We start from the raw sequence: 15,950 nt of genomic DNA, 5'->3' as shown, positions 1-15,950 counted from the left end.
TATCCCCGCTCGGCTGCGCAGCAGTCGCGGTTCAGCAATCGCAATCTGTCTGGTAAAACCCGGATCGCAGAGTTTAGGGTCGCTTCGCAACCCAACGGGGATAAATCCCCTCGCCACAGGTCAGTAAAACATCGTCCGCGATTCTTCCAGGTCCGCGCACAATTGCTTGTTCTCCGGATCGATCCGCAACTTCCTGAATGCCGGAACACTCAACGGGTCAATCCGCGCAAACGGATGGTCGCTGTCCTTGTGGCAATACAGACTCGCGACCTGCACGACATCCACGTAATCAATGCTCGCCGAGTCGCGCTCGAAGTTCTGATAGAGCAACGGCAGTTGCACCAGACGTTCGGGAAACTCCCAGACCCGCAACAGCTTTTCACCCAGCAATGGATGAATCTGCTCGATCACATGGGTGAGGCTGACCGCATCCGAAAGCAGTTCGTTGTGGTCTTCGGCGTACGTCAGAATCGGCAGCACACCAATCTGATGCACCAGCCCGCCGAGCGCCGCTTGATCGGGCTTGAGCTGGGTGTGACGACGACACAGCGCATAGCTGACGCCGGCGATCTCCAGGCTGCTGCGCCAGACGTCGCGCATCTTCTGTTCTACCACTTCGGAGCGAGCGTTGAAAATCTGCTCCATCACGAGGCCGATCGCCAGGTTGCTGCTGTAATTGATGCCCAGTCGAGTGATGGCGGTGTGCAGGTCGGTGACTTCCTGCGCGGCGCGCAGCAACGGACTGTTGACCACTTTGATCAGGCGCGCAGACAGCGCCGTGTCACGACCGATCACTTTGCTCAGGTCGCTGACGCTGATTTCCGGATCCTCGGCCGCCTTTCGAATTTGCAGTGCCACTTCCGGCAGCGTGGGCAGAACCAGGTCATCGTTATCGATGGCCTCAACCAAATCCTGTTGGACCTTTTCCGCCAGTTCGCTCATTTAGACTCTCTAGGGTGTTGCAACAATGCTGCGATCAACGCTGGATTTCGCGGTCGCGATCCAGTTCGTAAGGCAGGTCGAGCACGCGCAACGCGGGGCCTTCGAGGGCGCCCAGATGCAAATCGCCGGCTTCGGCAGCTTCGGCCTGCAACACTGCCAGGAGTTCAATGTTTCCTGCGGCACTGGCCGCAAGGACCACTTCACCGATCGAGCTGTTATGGCTCGGCGCGAACAGAGGCGTGCCCGGCTCGGGCAGCTCGGCGCTGTCCAGGCTCAAGCGATACAGACGGCGCTTGAGTTTGCCCAGGTACTGCATGCGCGCGACGATTTCCTGGCCGGTGTAGCAGCCTTTCTTGAAACTCACACCGCCAACCGCTTGCAGGTTGAGCATTTGCGGGATGAACAGTTCGCGCGTGCTCGGCATGACCTGGCCGATACCGGCGCGGATCTGGCCCAGCAGCCATTGATTCAGCTCGCCTTCAGGCAGTGCTGCGGACAGTTGGCCTTTGACGCTTTGCGCCTGAGCGGCGGGCACCCAGAGTTCAGCGCGCTCGGGCGAGACGCGAATCGCGATCAGGCCGTCGTTGCGCACGACGCTGTCGGTTTCGGCGGGCAGTTCCAGACCGATACCGGTCAGGACTGCGTCGCCATGCTCCACGCCGAAGCGCACCCAGGCGGCGCTTTCATCGGTCAGTTTCGATTTGGAGAACACCGCGTACTTTTTCAGGTCAGCCAGTTGCGGTTCGAGCAATTCGCTGGCCATCGCCAGAACCAACCCGTCACCCTCGAGCAGAATGCGGAAGCTGGACTGCATCCGGCCTTTCTGCGTGCAGCGGGCGCCGAGGCTGGCGCGGGTGTCACTCAGGTAATTGATATTGCAGGTCAACTGGCCTTGCAGGAATTTTCCGGCGTCCGCGCCGCGAACCGCGAGTACGCCTTCATGAGACAGGGTGCAGAAAAAAGCAGAATCGGCCATGGGTCATCGCAGGGTAAATAGACTGGGGCACATCATAAGGGCGCGTTGTTGAAATGGGTAGTTGATAAAGGATCAAGGGTGCCCGACCAAAGCCGACTGTGCGGCCTGTCTCGGGGCTGTATACTTGCCGCCAATTTCGAGGAGGGCCTCATGGTCGAACAAGTTGAACTGAATCGCCTCTTTTGGCACAGCCGTCGCGGCATGCTTGAGCTTGACGTGTTGCTGGTGCCGTTTGTGCAGGAGGTCTACGCCACGCTGAATCAGGTGGACCGTGATCTGTATGTTCGCCTGCTCGAGTGCGAGGACCAGGACATGTTCGGCTGGTTCATGGAGCGCAGCGAATCGGACGATCCCGAACTGCAACGCATGGTCCGGATGATTCTGGACCGTGTCCAGCCCAAGTAATACGTTCGAATGTCGCTGGCATGCCTCACGGCAGTTGCTGGCGGCGTATCTGCTGGCCCAGGCGTTCGCCCTGGGTTCTGTGTTTCTGCTGGCGCTTCCGCTCTGGGCCAGTCTGCTCGCGGCGTTCGGCTGTGTGCTGCATGGCGTTTGGGTGCTGCCCAGGCAGATTTTGCTGAGTCATCCGAAAGCTTTCTGCGGGTTGCGTCGTGACGCCGACGGCTGGCAATTGTGGAATCAAGCCAATGGCTGGCAAGCGGTGCAACTGCGCCCGGACAGTCTGGCGCTGCCGCTGATCGTGGTGTTGCGCTTTCGTCTGCGTGGGGAGTGGCGGGTCAGATCGATCTGCGTGCCGCGGGACTCGCAGGCGGCGGATATTCACCGCCGCCTGCGAGTGCGGCTCAAGTTCAGCCGACGTAGGTGGGCGGCACCAGAATAGTGTCGAGGGCCTCGGGCAGCAGGTTCGGGTAGTCGAGAGTGTAATGCAGGCCGCGACTTTCCTTGCGCTCCATGGCGGAGCGGATCATCAGTTCGGCAACTTGCGCCAGGTTGCGCAACTCGATCAGGTCACGACTGACCTTGTAATTGCTGTAGAACTCGTCGATCTCGTCGAGCAGCAGGCGCACACGGTGCTGGGCTCGTTGCAGGCGCTTATTGGTGCGCACGATACCGACGTAGTCCCACATGAAACGCCGTAATTCATCCCAGTTGTGCGCAATGATCACGTCTTCGTCGGAATCCGTCACTTGGCTGGCGTCCCAGGCAGGAAGCGCGCTTGGCGCTGCGACCTCGTCCAGTTGCGCAAGAATGTCCGCCGCCGCCGACCGCGCATAGACGAAACATTCCAGCAGCGAATTGCTGGCCATGCGGTTGGCGCCGTGCAGGCCGGTGAAGCTGGTTTCGCCAATCGCATACAGCCCCGGCACGTCGGTGCGGCCGTGTTGATCGACCATCACGCCGCCGCAGGTGTAATGCGCGGCGGGCACCACCGGGATCGGTTGTTGGGTGATATCGATGCCGAAGCCCAGGCAGCGCTCATAAACAGTGGGGAAGTGGCTTTTGACGAACGATTCGGGCTTGTGACTGATGTCGAGGTAGACGCAGTCGACCCCCAGACGCTTCATTTCATGGTCAATGGCGCGGGCGACGATGTCCCGGGGTGCCAGTTCGGCGCGCGGATCAAAGCGCGACATGAAGCGCTCGCCATTGGGCAGTTTCAGATGTGCGCCTTCGCCGCGCAGGGCTTCGGTGATCAGAAAACTCTTGGCCTGTGGGTGATACAGGCAGGTCGGGTGAAACTGGTTGAATTCCAGATTCGCCACCCGGCAGCCCGAGCGCCAGGCCATGGCAATGCCGTCGCCGCAGGCACCGTCGGGATTGCTGGTATAGAGGTAGACCTTGGCGGCACCGCCCGAGGCGAGAATCACGAAACGTGCGCCGTAGGTGTCGACTTCGCCGGTGGCGCGGTTCAACACATAGGCGCCGAGGCAGCGATCGCCTTCCAGTCCCAAGCGGCGCGCGGTGATCAGGTCGACGGCGACACGCTGTTCCAGCAGTTCGATGTTCGAACGCTCTTTTGCCTGGGCCAGCAGAGTCTTGAAGATAGCGGCGCCCGTGGCGTCGGCGGCGTGGATGATGCGCCGATGGCTGTGGCCGCCTTCGCGGGTCAGGTGAAACTCGAAACCGCCGTCTTCGGTGCCGGACTGTTCGTCTCGCGTGAACGGTACGCCTTGGTCGATCAGCCACTGAATCGCTTCGCGGCTGTGCTCAACGGTGAAGCGCACGGCATCTTCATGGCACAGTCCACCGCCGGCATTCAGCGTGTCGTCGACGTGGGATTCGACAGTATCTGTATCGTCAAGCACGGCGGCGACACCGCCCTGCGCCCAGAACGTCGAACCGTTGGCGAGATCACCTTTACTCAGCACGGCAATGCGCAGGTGGCCGGGCAGGGTCAGCGCGAGACTTAAACCGGCAGCACCGCTGCCAATGACCAGAACATCGTGTTGGAACTGTTGGCTCATTTCAGGATTCCGCTCAAAGCGACCCGGGTCGGGGTTGGCGCAAGACAGCTGGATCGGCGAGTCAAGACAGCCACACAGCCCACTAGTATATAGAGGGGTTGGGCGGCACAATAGCCGGGCCCATATGGCATTGTGAAACTACTGTGACGAAAAAAACCGCTTGCTTCGTCGGAAGGTTTTTTCCGCAGCTTTGCGTAAAGACCGCTGTATCGGCGCTGAAACACGGTTTTTCGGTTCAAGGTCGTTCAATGTCCGGTGGGACGTCTATAAATAATTGGAACTTTTGCCAAAGGCCCAAGATCAATAGACGGTGCCAGAAACCAGGGACAGTGTCGGCTTCAATGCGGAATCTGCGGTTGGATTCCTGCCGGCGAAACCGATGACAAGATTATTCGCGCAGCCGGTTTATCCCGCGCTGCGTTTTTCGTGCGTGCCAAATCAGAGCCCGCAGGAAACTTGCTTGGAGGGGGAGAACTTTTGCGAAAAGCCCGAGTCTATGTTTGCAAGTCTGGTCGTTTAGTAATGCAAGTCTCCTCCGGGCTTATCGAGGAGTGTTCATGCTAACCCAGGAAGAGGATCAGCAGCTGGTCGAACGCGTTCAGCGTGGCGACAAGCGAGCTTTCGATCTGCTGGTGCTGAAATATCAGCACAAAATTCTCGGGTTGATCGTGCGTTTTGTGCACGACACCCATGAAGCCCAGGACGTTGCTCAGGAAGCCTTTATCAAGGCGTATCGAGCACTTGGAAACTTTCGCGGCGACAGTGCGTTTTATACGTGGCTGTACCGTATTGCCATTAACACGGCGAAGAATTACCTGGTTTCACGCGGCCGCCGGCCGCCGGATAGCGATGTAAGTTCAGAGGATGCAGAGTTCTACGACGGCGATCATGGCCTCAAGGATCTCGAATCACCGGAACGAGCACTGCTGCGGGATGAGATCGAAGGCACCGTCCATCGAACCATCCAGCAACTGCCAGAGGATTTGCGTACGGCTTTAACTTTACGTGAATTCGATGGTCTGAGTTACGAGGACATTGCGAGCGTCATGCAGTGTCCGGTGGGTACCGTGCGCTCCCGGATTTTCCGCGCTCGGGAGGCCATCGATAAAGCCCTGCAACCTTTGTTGCAGGAAAACTGAGACAGCGGCGACAGCCAAGAGAGGAACGCCATGAGTCGTGAAGCCCTGCAGGAATCGCTGTCCGCAGTGATGGATAACGAAGCGGACGAACTGGAATTGCGTCGAGTGCTCAACGCACTGGATGATGTTGAAACCCGTGAGACCTGGGCTCGTTACCAGATTGCTCGGGCAGCCATGCACAAGGATCTGCTGCTTCCGCGTCTGGATATCGCTGCGGCAGTGTCTGCTGCGCTGGAAGACGAAACGGCACCGGCCAAAGTTTCCCGCAGCCCATGGCGCAACCTGGGTCGTCTGGCTGTAGCCGCCTCGGTGACCGTTGCCGTTCTGGCCGGTGTTCGCCTGTACAACCAGGACGAAATCGCCGGCGTCGAACTGGCTCAGCAAAGCAGTCAGACCACCCTGGCTACTCCACAAGTCAAGGGTCCGGCTGTATTGGCAGGCTATAGTGAGAGTTCTGAAGCCACCGGTCCTATGGCCAACGGCGTACTGCAAGGTCAGCCAGGCTGGCACGATCAGCGTCTGCCAGGCTATCTGCGCCAGCATGCGCAACAGGCTGCGCTGAAAGGGACTGAAAGCGCGCTGCCTTACGCACGTGCGGCAAGCCTGGAAAACCGTTAAGGAGGATCATGCGCGCCATACCTGTACTTTCGCTTCTGCTGAGTGGCTGGTTCATCGTTCCAGCCCATGCCGATGACGCCCAGGATTGGTTGACCCGTCTGGGCCAGGCCGAGCAGAAGCAAAGCTTCCACGGCACTTTCGTTTACGAGCGCAACGGTAGTTTTTCCACCCATAACATCTGGCATCGCGTCCAGAATGGTCAGGTCCGCGAGCGTTTGCTACAGCTCGACGGTTCGGCTCAGGAAGTTGTACGCATTGACGGACATACTCAATGCGTCAGCGGAACCCTGATTGCGGGTCTTGGAGATTCACCCAATTCGACCGCTCGTTCCCTCGATCCCCAAAAGCTGAAAAACTGGTATGACCTTGCTGTCATTGGCAAGTCGCGCGTGGCCGGGCGGGATGCGGTAATCGTATCGCTGACGCCTCGCGACCAACACCGTTACGGTTTCGAATTGCATCTGGACAAGCGAACCGGCCTGCCCCTCAAGTCGTTGTTGCTGAACGACAAGGGCCAGTTGCTCGAACGCTTCCAGTTCACCAGCCTGGACACTGATGAAGTTCCGTCGGATAAAGACTTGCTCGCTGACGCCGATTGCAAGCCGATTACCCTCGACAACAACAAGGCGTCTGCGGTGAAAACGGCGCAGGTCTGGCGCTCGGACTGGCTGCCACCGGGTTTCGAACTCAGCAGCAGCACCTCGCACAAAGATCCGCAAACCAAGACTCAGGTCAACAGCCTGATGTATGACGATGGTCTGGCGCGTTTCTCGGTGTTCCTGGAGCCTTTGAACGGCGCGACGGTCACCGATACCCGCACGCAGTTGGGGCCGACCGTTGCCGTCTCCCGTCGCCTGACCACACCGCAAGGCGAAATGATGGTCACGGTGGTGGGGGAAATCCCGATTGGCACCGCTGAGCGAATCGCCTTGTCGATGCGCAACAATGATGGCGCTGCGACCAGCAAGCAGTGAGCTGATTTCAGTCATTCCCACTTCGTCGTCGAGACGTAGAAATGTTTGCTGAGCATTTTCATTTGCAAATCACCTGAAAATTTTTTATAGGTCAGAGCCTCACGGCTCTGGCCTTGTTTGTTGTTCCCGGAACAAAAATGCCGGTCAGTGGTTTCCGGTGTTCCCTTGCTCCATATCGCTTAACCCTGCTCGTCGTAACGGGAGCTGTATGTCGATACCTAGTTTGAAGTCTTATCTTTCCATCTTCGCCACCGTGCTGCTGCTCGGTCAGGCGGTCCCTGCTGCGCAAGCGGCCGATCTGCCTGATTTCACCCAGCTGGTCGAACAAGCCTCGCCAGCGGTGGTAAACATCAGTACCACGCAGAAACTGCCGGACCGCCGAGTGAATCAGCAAATGCCGGACCTGGAAGGTCTGCCACCGATGCTGCGCGAGTTCTTCGAGCGCGGTATGCCGCCTCAGCAACGTTCGCCGCGTGATGGTCGACAGCGTGAAGCGCAATCGCTGGGCTCGGGCTTCATCATTTCTCCGGATGGCTACATCCTCACCAATAACCATGTGATTGCCGATGCCGACGAAATCCTCGTACGTCTGGCTGATCGCAGCGAAATGAAAGCCAAGCTGATCGGCACCGATCCACGCTCCGACGTGGCGCTGCTGAAAATCGAAGGCAAGGACTTGCCGGTGCTCAAGCTCGGCAAATCCCAGGACCTCAAGGCCGGCCAGTGGGTAGTAGCGATCGGTTCGCCATTCGGTTTCGACCACACCGTGACCCAGGGCATTGTCAGCGCCGTGGGCCGTAGCCTGCCGAACGAAAACTATGTGCCGTTCATCCAGACTGACGTGCCGATCAACCCGGGTAACTCCGGTGGCCCGCTGTTCAACCTCAACGGTGAAGTGGTCGGGATCAACTCGCAGATTTACACCCGCTCCGGCGGTTTCATGGGCGTGTCGTTCGCCATCCCGATCGATGTGGCGATGGACGTTTCCAACCAACTGAAGAGCGGCGGAAAAGTCAGTCGTGGTTGGTTGGGCGTGGTGATTCAGGAAGTGAACAAGGATCTGGCGGAATCGTTTGGCCTGGATAAACCGGCCGGCGCACTGGTTGCGCAGATTCAGGATGACGGCCCGGCAGCCAAGGGTGGCCTGCAAGTGGGCGACGTGATTCTGAGCATGAACGGCCAGCCGATCGTCATGTCCGCTGACTTGCCGCATCTGGTCGGTGCCTTGAAGGCTGGCGCCAAAGCCAACCTGGAAGTGATTCGTGAGGGCAAGCGCAAAAACGTCGAACTGACGGTGGGCGCTATCCCTGACGAGGACAAGGAGCTGGACGCGTTGGCGAAGTCTGGCGCTGAAAGCAGCAGCAACCGTCTCGGTGTGGCGGTAGGTGAGCTGACCGCCGAGCAAAAGAAAGCCTACGACCTCAAAGGCGGGGTGGTGATCAAAGAAGTGCAGGACGGACCTGCGGCCTTGATCGGTCTGCAGCCGGGTGATGTGATCACTCACCTGAACAATCAGGCGATCGGTTCGGCCAAGGAGTTCACCGACATCGCCAAGGCGTTGCCGAAGAACCGTTCGGTGTCGATGCGCGTTCTGCGTCAGGGTCGCGCCAGCTTCATTACCTTCAAACTGGCGGAATAAGCCGGCGGCAAGGTAAAAAGAAACCGCCTCGAAAGAGGCGGTTTTTTTGTGCTTGCAGCTTTTGTCTGACGCAGAAAATCTTCAGCCCATCATGTCCTTGATCATGCGTTCCTGCTCCATCAACTCCCGCTGGCGCGCGTCGATTCGCGAAGACAGCGGGAAGTTGTTACCCGCCTTGCGCTTGGCGAAGTCCAGTTGCTGAATGGCCTGACGGTAATCGCCGACCAGCGCGAAGTATTCGGCACGCGCCTGATGCAGGCCGATGATGTTGCCCGACAAACCACGGGTTTCGGCCACCTGATACCAGACGTCCGGATCATCCGGACGTGACTTGAGCAAACTGTCCAGAGCCTTCTCGGCCTCGGCGGCACGATTCTGTTTCAGCAACAAATCGACGCGCACCTGATTCAGCGGATAGTTGCCCGGAAACTGCGTGAGCATGCGTTCAACCCGTGACTGGGCATCGGGCAGGCGATTATTGGTGATGTCCAGATCGATCTGCGCAAGGTTGTAGATGATTTCATTCGGTGATTTGGCCAGCAGCTGTTTGAGATTCTCCCGTGCTTCATTCAATTGGCCGCCCTTGATCTGTGCGATCGCCAGGCCGTAGCGAGCGACGTCGTTTTGCGGGTGCTCATCCAGTTGCGCGCGGAAGCGCTTGGCGCCCAGGCCCGGGGTTTCTTCGTAGATCAACTGTACGCGTGCGCGGATCAACTGATAGCGCTTGGAGTCCTCGATACCGCCCGGTTTGGCCTGCTCGGCACGGTTGCGGGTGTCGGCAATCCGCGACTCGGTGACCGGGTGAGTCAACAGGAACTCCGGCGGCTTGGCGTCGAAACGATACTGGCGCATCAGGCGTTCGAACATGGTCGGCATCGAGCGCGGGTCGTAACCGGCCTTTTCCAGGTTAAGAATGCCAATGCGATCGGCTTCCTGTTCATTCTGGCGCGAGAAGGTCCGTTGCGACTGGATCGCCGCTGCCTGGGTACCGGCGATGGTGGCAATTCCTGCGTCGCCGCCGCCGGCTGCGGCAATGACGATCCCGGCCAGCAGCGCGGCCATCATCGGCACCTGCATGCGCTGCGAGGCTTCAACGCCACGGGCGAAGTGGCGCTGCGACAAGTGAGCCAGTTCGTGGGCCAGTACCGAGGCGTATTCGCCCTCGGTCTGCGCGTTGAGGAACAGACCGCCGTTGACCCCGACAACCCCGCCGGGGGCAGCGAAGGCGTTGAGTTGCGGACTGTTGATGAGGATGAATTCAAGGCGTCGGTCAGTGACCTGGCTGGTCTCCACCAGCTTGTAAACGCTGGATTCGACATAGTCCTTGAGCTGTGGATCATTGAGCTGGGAAACCTGGCTGCGCAACATGGCCAGCCAGGCGCGCCCGAGCTGATATTCCTGTTGTGGCGAGACAATGGCAGAACTGGCGTCGCCAAGTGACGGCAGATCGTCGGCAAAGCCCGGTGAGGCGAGCAGGCAAGCGAGCGTCAGCAGGGTAGGGCGCAGAAAAGTCATGCACAAAGCCTTAGAAGACAAAGACCTTACTGTAGCCGGACACCGAAGCTGCGACCAGATATTCTAGGTGGCCCGAATGACCTGAACGGAGTGCCGCAATGACTGACGCTGTAGCCCATGACGTAGAACTGGACGCCAGTGGCCTGAATTGTCCGTTGCCGCTGCTCAAGGCAAAAATGGAACTCAATAAACTGCAGAGCGGCGCTGTGCTCAAGGTGATCGCCACGGATGCTGGCTCGCAGCGTGACTTCCGTACCTTTGCCAAACTGGCCGGTCATGCGCTGCTGCGTGAAGAAGACGACGCTGGCGTCTACCGTTACTGGTTGAAAAAAGCCTGAAGCGACCGCGTTAAAAACCGAAGGGATTATTGATGTTCAAAGTGTTACGCGACTGGATTCAGCGTTATTTCTCCGATGAAGAAGCGGTGGTGCTGGCGGTGCTGCTGGTTCTTGCCTTCACCGCCGTGCTCACCCTTGGCGGCATGCTCGCGCCCGTGCTGGCGGGGATGGTGCTGGCCTATCTGATGCAAGGTCTGGTGGTCACGCTGGAGCGCATGCGTGTGCCCGGCGGCGTGGCGGTGGGGTTGGTGTTTGCGCTGTTCATGGGCGTGCTGATGCTGTTTATCGTCGTGGTGCTGCCGTTGCTGTGGCATCAGTTGATCACGCTGTTCAACGAACTGCCGGGGATGCTCGCCAAGTGGCAGTCGCTGCTGCTCTTGCTGCCAGAGCGCTATCCGCATCTGGTGTCTGACGAGCAGGTGTTGCAAGCCATCGAAGCGGCGCGGGGGGAGATCGGCAAGTTCGGGCAGTGGGCGCTGACGTTCTCGCTGTCGAGCCTGCCGTTGCTGGTGAACATCATGATCTATCTGGTGCTGGTGCCGATTCTGGTGTTCTTCTTCCTCAAGGATCGCGCAATGATCGGTGAGTGGGTGCGCGGTTATCTGCCTCGCGAGCGCGCGCTGATCACTCGGGTCGCCCAGGAAATGAACCGGCAGATCGCCAATTACATTCGGGGCAAAGGCATCGAAATCGTGATCTGCGGCGGCGTGACTTATATCGCCTTCATCGCCTTGGGCCTGAACTATGCGGCGCTGCTGGCGTTGCTGGTCGGATTGTCCGTGGTGGTGCCGTATGTCGGTGCCGTGGTCGTGACCGTGCCGGTCATGCTGATTGCCTTGTTCCAGTGGGGCTGGAGCGATCAGTTCATCTACCTGATGGCGGTCTACGGAATCATTCAGACGCTGGATGGCAACGTGCTGGTGCCATTGCTGTTTTCCGAAGCGGTCAATTTGCACCCGGTGGCGATCATCTGCGCAGTGCTGTTGTTCGGCGGGCTGTGGGGATTTTGGGGCGTGTTCTTTGCGATTCCGTTGGCGACGCTGTTCAAGGCTGTGCTCGATGCGTGGCCGCGCAAGGAGCCGGTGGTGGCGCCGTTGTTGTAGCGGTGATCTGGAATTTGTAGAGAAGCTATTCGCGAGCAGGCTCGCTCCCACCATTGAAATGCAATTAACTGTGGGAGCGAGCCTGCTCGCGAAGGCGTCCGTGCAAACGACGCAAAAACTCAGGCTTTATTCAGAGCCTGAGCGGCAGCCAGCACGGCATCAACATGCCCCGGCACCTTCACGCCGCGCCATTCCTGACGCAGCACACCGTTCTTGTCGATCAGGAAAGTGCTGCGATCCACACCCAGGTATTCCTTGCCATAGAGCTTCTTCAGCTTGATCACGTCGAACAGCTGGCATACCGCCTCGTCCTTGTCGCTGATCAGCTCGAACGGGAATTCCTGTTTGCCTTTGAAGTTTTCGTGCGACTTCAAACTATCGCGAGAGATGCCGAAGACTTCAGTATTGGCAGCCTTGAACGCCGCATATTGATCCCGAAAGCCCTGGCCTTCGGTAGTGCAGCCCGGCGTGCTGTCCTTGGGGTAGAAATAGATCACCACTTGCTTGCCCTTCAAGGCAGACAGGCTGACGGTTTGCCCGCTGGTGGCAGGCGCTTCGAAATCCGCAACCGGCTGGTCGATGACAACGGCCATTAAAGCTTCCTTACATTGGGTTTTGTGGGCGCCAAGGCTCGATCAGCGCATCCAGATTCATCGCATCGGCGAAATCGAGGAACTGATCGCGCAGCCAGCTGATCTGGGTGCCGGCCGGCAGGGTCACGGTGAATGTGGCGTTGAGCATGGTGCCGCCGGTCTGTGGCGCCTGATACGTATCGCAGGTCAGGTTTTCCAGTTCGACGTTGTGATCCATGAAGAACTGGCACAGCTCATTGATGATGTCCGGGCGATAGGCCGAGCTGACGTAAGCCACGTAGGGCAGGGCCTGCGGACGATTCTCCAGCGCCGCGCTGCGCACCACGTTGACGGTGAAGGCGTGACGCTTGGCGAGTACCGGCAGGCTGCCTTCCAGGCGAGCCAGGGCGTCCCAGCTACCGGAGACTTCCAGTACCAGAGCGCTGCACTCGCCGTGGCGGGTCAGGCGTGACGTGACTACGGCGCAGCGGTTTTCATGGCTGGCGCGGCACAGGACGTTGGTCAGCTCCATGGGGTTGGCGCCGAGGGCACTGATGACAAGGAATTGTTCGCGAACTGTGGGGGTGGACATGCAGCATTCCTAAAGCGATGAGCGGTCGGTAGGTTTACGCGCGTTGTCCGTCGGGGAAGTGCCTGAGCGTGCCGTTCCGTCAGTCCCGGCAAGCGCTCGCGGTTCGCTCCACGGTGGCGGGAGCGCGTCGAGGCGACGCAGGAACGGGGTCTGGGAGGCCGAAAAGGGAGGCTGGAACCCGGCGTACAAGCTGATCAGTACCGATCAAAGTCTGAAGGGTAGCGAAAAGCGGCGCCAAGGGGAATGGCGGCAGCGCAGTACTTCGCTTGTGCAAGCATCTTGGCGCCAGTACCATTACCGCTCTCTTTTTCCGGCAGGAGCGGTTTCATGATTGCGGGCAGTATGGTGGCACTGGTCACTCCCATGGATGCACAAGGGCGTCTGGACTGGGACAGCCTCAGCAAACTCGTGGACTTCCACCTCAAGAGCGGCACCCATGCCATTGTCGCCGTCGGCACCACCGGCGAGTCGGCAACCCTTGATGTAGATGAACACATTGCCGTCATCAAAGCCGTGGTCAAACAGGTCGCCGGGCGTATTCCGGTCATCGCCGGCACGGGCGCCAACTCGACCCGCGAAGCCGTCGAGCTGACCCGCAATGCCAAGGAAGCCGGTGCCGATGCCTGCCTGCTGGTGGTTCCTTATTACAACAAGCCGACTCAGGAAGGCTTGTACCAGCACTTCAAGCACATCGCCGAAGCGGTCGACATTCCGCAGATTCTCTACAACGTTCCGGGCCGCACGTCTTGCGACATGCAGGCCGAGACCGTGATTCGCCTGTCCACCGTGCCGAACATCATCGGCATCAAGGAAGCGACCGGCGACCTGAAGCGAGCCAAAGCGATCATCGAGGGTGTGAGCGAGGATTTCATCGTGCTGTCCGGCGATGATCCGACCGCTGTCGAGCTGATCCTGCTGGGCGGCAAAGGCAACATCTCGGTGACCGCCAACGTCGCACCGCGTGAAATGGCCGACCTGTGTGAAGCCGCGCTCAAGGGCGACGCCGACACCGCACGGGCCATCAATGAAAAACTGATGCCGTTGCACAAAGATCTGTTCATCGAAGCCAACCCGATTCCGGTGAAGTGGGCGCTGGTCGAGATGGGCCTGATGCACGAAGGCATCCGCCTGCCACTGACCTGGCTGAGCACACCTTGTCATGAAACGCTTCGCACGGCCCTGCGCCAGTGCAGCGTCCTGGTTTAATTGAGGAAGTACAACGCATGAAGCGAATGGCCGGACTTTCCGCACTTGCCTTGATTATCTCCAGCACCAGTGGCTGCGGATGGATCTGGGGTCCGGAAGGTTATTTCCGCGACCGTGGTAGCGATTACCTGCAAGCGCAACAGACTGCACCGATGCAACTGCCACCGGATGTCAGCACCTCCAAGCGTCTGGATCCGCTGTTGCCGATCCCGCGTAACGTCGCCGACGACACCGCCAAGGGCGAATACATCGTGCCGCGTCCGCAGCCGTTGTCCGCTGTTGCCGATGCCAGCGATTACTCGCTGCAAAAGAGCGGTGACTCGCGTTGGGTCGTCGCCCAGCATCCACCGGCCGAAGTCTGGCCTGTGGCGGTGCAGTTCTTCCAGGACAACGGTTTCCGCCTGGATGAACAGCGCCCACAGACCGGCGAATTCACCACCACCTGGCAGCACTCCGATGAACTGTCGGCGTCCATGGCCAAGCGCTTGAGCGCCGCCGGCATCGCCAGCGACAGCGAAACCCGTGTGCGCGTGCGCATCGAACCGGGCGTGCAGCGCAACACCAGTGAAATCTACGTGGTCAGTGCCGAGCGTCCTGCCGGCAGCACAGCCGACGTCGCGTTCACCAACCGTTCGGTCAATACCGGCCTGGACGCTGCCCTGGTCGACGACATGCTTGCGAGCATGAGCCGTACTTCCGAGAAGGGCGGTTCGGTGTCGATGCTGGCATCGCGTGATTTCGACGCGCCGAGCCGTGTCAGCCTCAGCGAAGACGGCAGTGGCAACCCGGTGTTGAACGTCGGCACCGATCTGGACCGTGCCTGGTCAAGCGTCGGTCGCGCGCTGGAACAAGGCGAATGGCGCGTTGAAGACATCAACCGCAGCCTGGGCCTGTACTACATCAACCTGGCCGAAAAAGCCGAGAAGAAAGACGACAAGCCTGGGTTCTTCAGCAGCCTGTTCGGCAGCGCGCCGAGCAAGGAAGAAGTCGAAGCCCGCGCCGAGCGCTATCAGGTGCGCCTGAGCAAGGTCGGCGAGAACATTCAGGTGACCGTCGAGAAAAACATCAACACCGTGGCGCCGGCTGACGTTGCCCGTAAAGTGTTGAGCGTGATTCAGGACAACCTGGGCTGATCGACCATGCGTTTTGCCGTTCTCGGCAGCGGTAGCCAAGGGAACGGCACGCTGATCGCCAGTGCTGATACGTATGTGCTGGTGGATTGTGGTTTTTCCCTGCGGGAAACCGAAAAACGCCTGCTGCGCCTGGGTGTGAACCCGGCGCAACTGAGCGCGATACTCGTAACCCACGAACATGCCGACCACGTGCATGGCGTGGGTTTGCTGTCTCGGCGCTACAATCTGCCGGTCTACCTCAGTCGCGGCACACTGCGCGGGATGCGCAAACCGATTGAACCCGCAGGCTTGCTGGCCGGCGGCGAGCAACTGCAGATCGGTGCACTGAACATCGGGGTCATTGCCGTGGCCCATGATGCGCAGGAACCGACCCAGTATGTCTTCAGCGATCATGAACAGCGGCGCTTCGGCCTGCTGACCGATCTGGGGTCCTACTGCGAGCGGGTGCTGGACGGTTATCGGGATCTCGATGCGTTGATGATCGAGTCCAACCATTGTCGCGACATGCTGGCGCGCGGGCACTATCCGTACTTTCTCAAGCAGCGGGTGGGCGGCGAGCTGGGACATTTGAACAACCATCAGGCGGCATTCCTGGTGGCCGAGTTGGGCTGGCAGGGGTTGCAACACCTGGTCCTGGCCCATCTGAGCAGCAAGAACAACCTGCCGCAGCTGGCCCGGCAATGTTTTGTCGACACCCTCGGGTGCGACCCGGACTGGCTGCAACTGGCCGATCAAGATTCAGGGCTCGACTGGCGCCACATCGCCTAGCCCACCTAC

General features: G+C 59.5%; 17 protein-coding genes. 11 read left to right on the top strand and 6 right to left on the bottom strand.

Translation table 11 applies throughout. From position 1 onward, the window contains the following. Window positions 1–120: 120 nt before the first annotated feature. Window positions 121–942, bottom strand: coding sequence for an HDOD domain-containing protein (locus tag HU765_RS17410; protein WP_186621925.1), 822 nt, complete (start codon window positions 940–942; stop codon window positions 121–123). Window positions 943–976: 34 nt separating this feature from the next. After that, entirely contained in the window at window positions 977–1,918 is a 942-nt protein-coding gene (locus HU765_RS17405) for a folate-binding protein YgfZ (RefSeq protein ID WP_186621923.1), read from the bottom strand. A gap of 150 nt (window positions 1,919–2,068) precedes the next feature. Between HU765_RS17405 and HU765_RS17400 the strand changes: the two genes are divergently transcribed. After that, the gene (locus HU765_RS17400) at window positions 2,069–2,323 is read left to right on the top strand and encodes a succinate dehydrogenase assembly factor 2 (RefSeq protein ID WP_186621922.1); all 255 of its coding nucleotides are present in this window, start codon (window positions 2,069–2,071) and stop codon (window positions 2,321–2,323) included. Further along, window positions 2,307–2,759 carry a protein YgfX gene (locus tag HU765_RS17395; RefSeq protein ID WP_186621921.1) on the top strand — a complete coding sequence of 151 codons (453 nt, stop codon included), beginning with the start codon at window positions 2,307–2,309 and terminating at the stop codon, window positions 2,757–2,759. Before HU765_RS17400 ends, HU765_RS17395 begins: the two co-directional genes overlap by 17 nt. Here the strand turns inward: HU765_RS17395 and nadB are convergent. Next, window positions 2,728–4,344, bottom strand: a complete 1,617-nt coding sequence (gene nadB / locus HU765_RS17390) for an L-aspartate oxidase (RefSeq protein WP_186621920.1) — start codon at window positions 4,342–4,344, stop codon at window positions 2,728–2,730. The genes HU765_RS17395 and nadB overlap by 32 nt on opposite strands. 557 nt (window positions 4,345–4,901) lie before the next feature. Here nadB and rpoE point away from each other — a divergent pair. From rpoE to HU765_RS17370, 4 genes are all read left to right on the top strand, one after another. Next, the gene (gene rpoE, locus HU765_RS17385; RefSeq protein WP_003172477.1) at window positions 4,902–5,483 is read left to right on the top strand and encodes an RNA polymerase sigma factor RpoE; all 582 of its coding nucleotides are present in this window, start codon (window positions 4,902–4,904) and stop codon (window positions 5,481–5,483) included. Between the two features lie 30 nt (window positions 5,484–5,513). Then, window positions 5,514–6,101, top strand: a complete 588-nt coding sequence (locus HU765_RS17380) for an RseA family anti-sigma factor (protein ID WP_186548882.1) — start codon at window positions 5,514–5,516, stop codon at window positions 6,099–6,101. 8 nt (window positions 6,102–6,109) lie between these two features. Continuing rightward, window positions 6,110–7,075 carry a MucB/RseB C-terminal domain-containing protein gene (locus HU765_RS17375; protein WP_186621919.1) on the top strand — a complete coding sequence of 322 codons (966 nt, stop codon included), beginning with the start codon at window positions 6,110–6,112 and terminating at the stop codon, window positions 7,073–7,075. 208 nt (window positions 7,076–7,283) lie between these two features. Further along, window positions 7,284–8,714: a DegQ family serine endoprotease gene (locus HU765_RS17370; protein ID WP_186621918.1), complete on the top strand. Its 1,431-nt coding sequence runs from the start codon at window positions 7,284–7,286 to the stop codon at window positions 8,712–8,714. A gap of 81 nt (window positions 8,715–8,795) precedes the next feature. Here HU765_RS17370 and HU765_RS17365 read toward each other — a convergent pair whose 3' ends face one another. Further along, on the bottom strand, window positions 8,796–10,229 hold the full coding sequence (locus HU765_RS17365) for a M48 family metalloprotease (protein WP_186621917.1): 1,434 nt from the start codon (window positions 10,227–10,229) through the stop codon (window positions 8,796–8,798). A gap of 98 nt (window positions 10,230–10,327) precedes the next feature. Between HU765_RS17365 and HU765_RS17360 the strand changes: the two genes are divergently transcribed. After that, window positions 10,328–10,567, top strand: coding sequence for a sulfurtransferase TusA family protein (locus HU765_RS17360; protein ID WP_186548874.1), 240 nt, complete (start codon window positions 10,328–10,330; stop codon window positions 10,565–10,567). Between the two features lie 32 nt (window positions 10,568–10,599). After that, window positions 10,600–11,670, top strand: a complete 1,071-nt coding sequence (locus HU765_RS17355; RefSeq protein WP_186621915.1) for an AI-2E family transporter — start codon at window positions 10,600–10,602, stop codon at window positions 11,668–11,670. 119 nt (window positions 11,671–11,789) lie between these two features. Here the strand turns inward: HU765_RS17355 and HU765_RS17350 are convergent, their stop codons facing one another. Together HU765_RS17350 and HU765_RS17345 are read right to left on the bottom strand one after the other, a co-directional pair. Beyond that, window positions 11,790–12,263 carry a peroxiredoxin gene (locus HU765_RS17350; protein ID WP_186621913.1) on the bottom strand — a complete coding sequence of 158 codons (474 nt, stop codon included), beginning with the start codon at window positions 12,261–12,263 and terminating at the stop codon, window positions 11,790–11,792. 10 nt (window positions 12,264–12,273) lie between these two features. Further along, entirely contained in the window at window positions 12,274–12,834 is a 561-nt protein-coding gene (locus HU765_RS17345; RefSeq protein WP_007958014.1) for a glycine cleavage system protein R, read from the bottom strand. A 327-nt stretch (window positions 12,835–13,161) separates the two neighbouring features. On the opposite strand from HU765_RS17345, the gene dapA reads away from it, so the two are divergent. Genes dapA through HU765_RS17330 form a run of 3 tightly spaced genes read left to right on the top strand, consistent with a single transcriptional unit; the run spans window position 13,162 to window position 15,941 of the window. Continuing rightward, window positions 13,162–14,040, top strand: a complete 879-nt coding sequence (dapA, locus tag HU765_RS17340) for a 4-hydroxy-tetrahydrodipicolinate synthase (protein WP_186621911.1) — start codon at window positions 13,162–13,164, stop codon at window positions 14,038–14,040. A 17-nt stretch (window positions 14,041–14,057) separates the two neighbouring features. Further along, entirely contained in the window at window positions 14,058–15,173 is a 1,116-nt protein-coding gene (bamC, locus tag HU765_RS17335) for an outer membrane protein assembly factor BamC (RefSeq protein ID WP_186621909.1), read from the top strand. 6 nt (window positions 15,174–15,179) lie between these two features. Then, window positions 15,180–15,941 (top strand): MBL fold metallo-hydrolase, encoded by a 762-nt coding sequence (locus tag HU765_RS17330; protein ID WP_186621907.1) that lies wholly within the window; start codon window positions 15,180–15,182, stop codon window positions 15,939–15,941. Window positions 15,942–15,950: the final 9 nt, after the last annotated feature.

This window comes from Pseudomonas sp. SWRI81 (assembly GCF_014268545.1).
Classification (GTDB): domain Bacteria; phylum Pseudomonadota; class Gammaproteobacteria; order Pseudomonadales; family Pseudomonadaceae; genus Aquipseudomonas; species Aquipseudomonas hamedanensis.
This window is presented reverse-complemented; position numbering and strand designations above follow the sequence as displayed.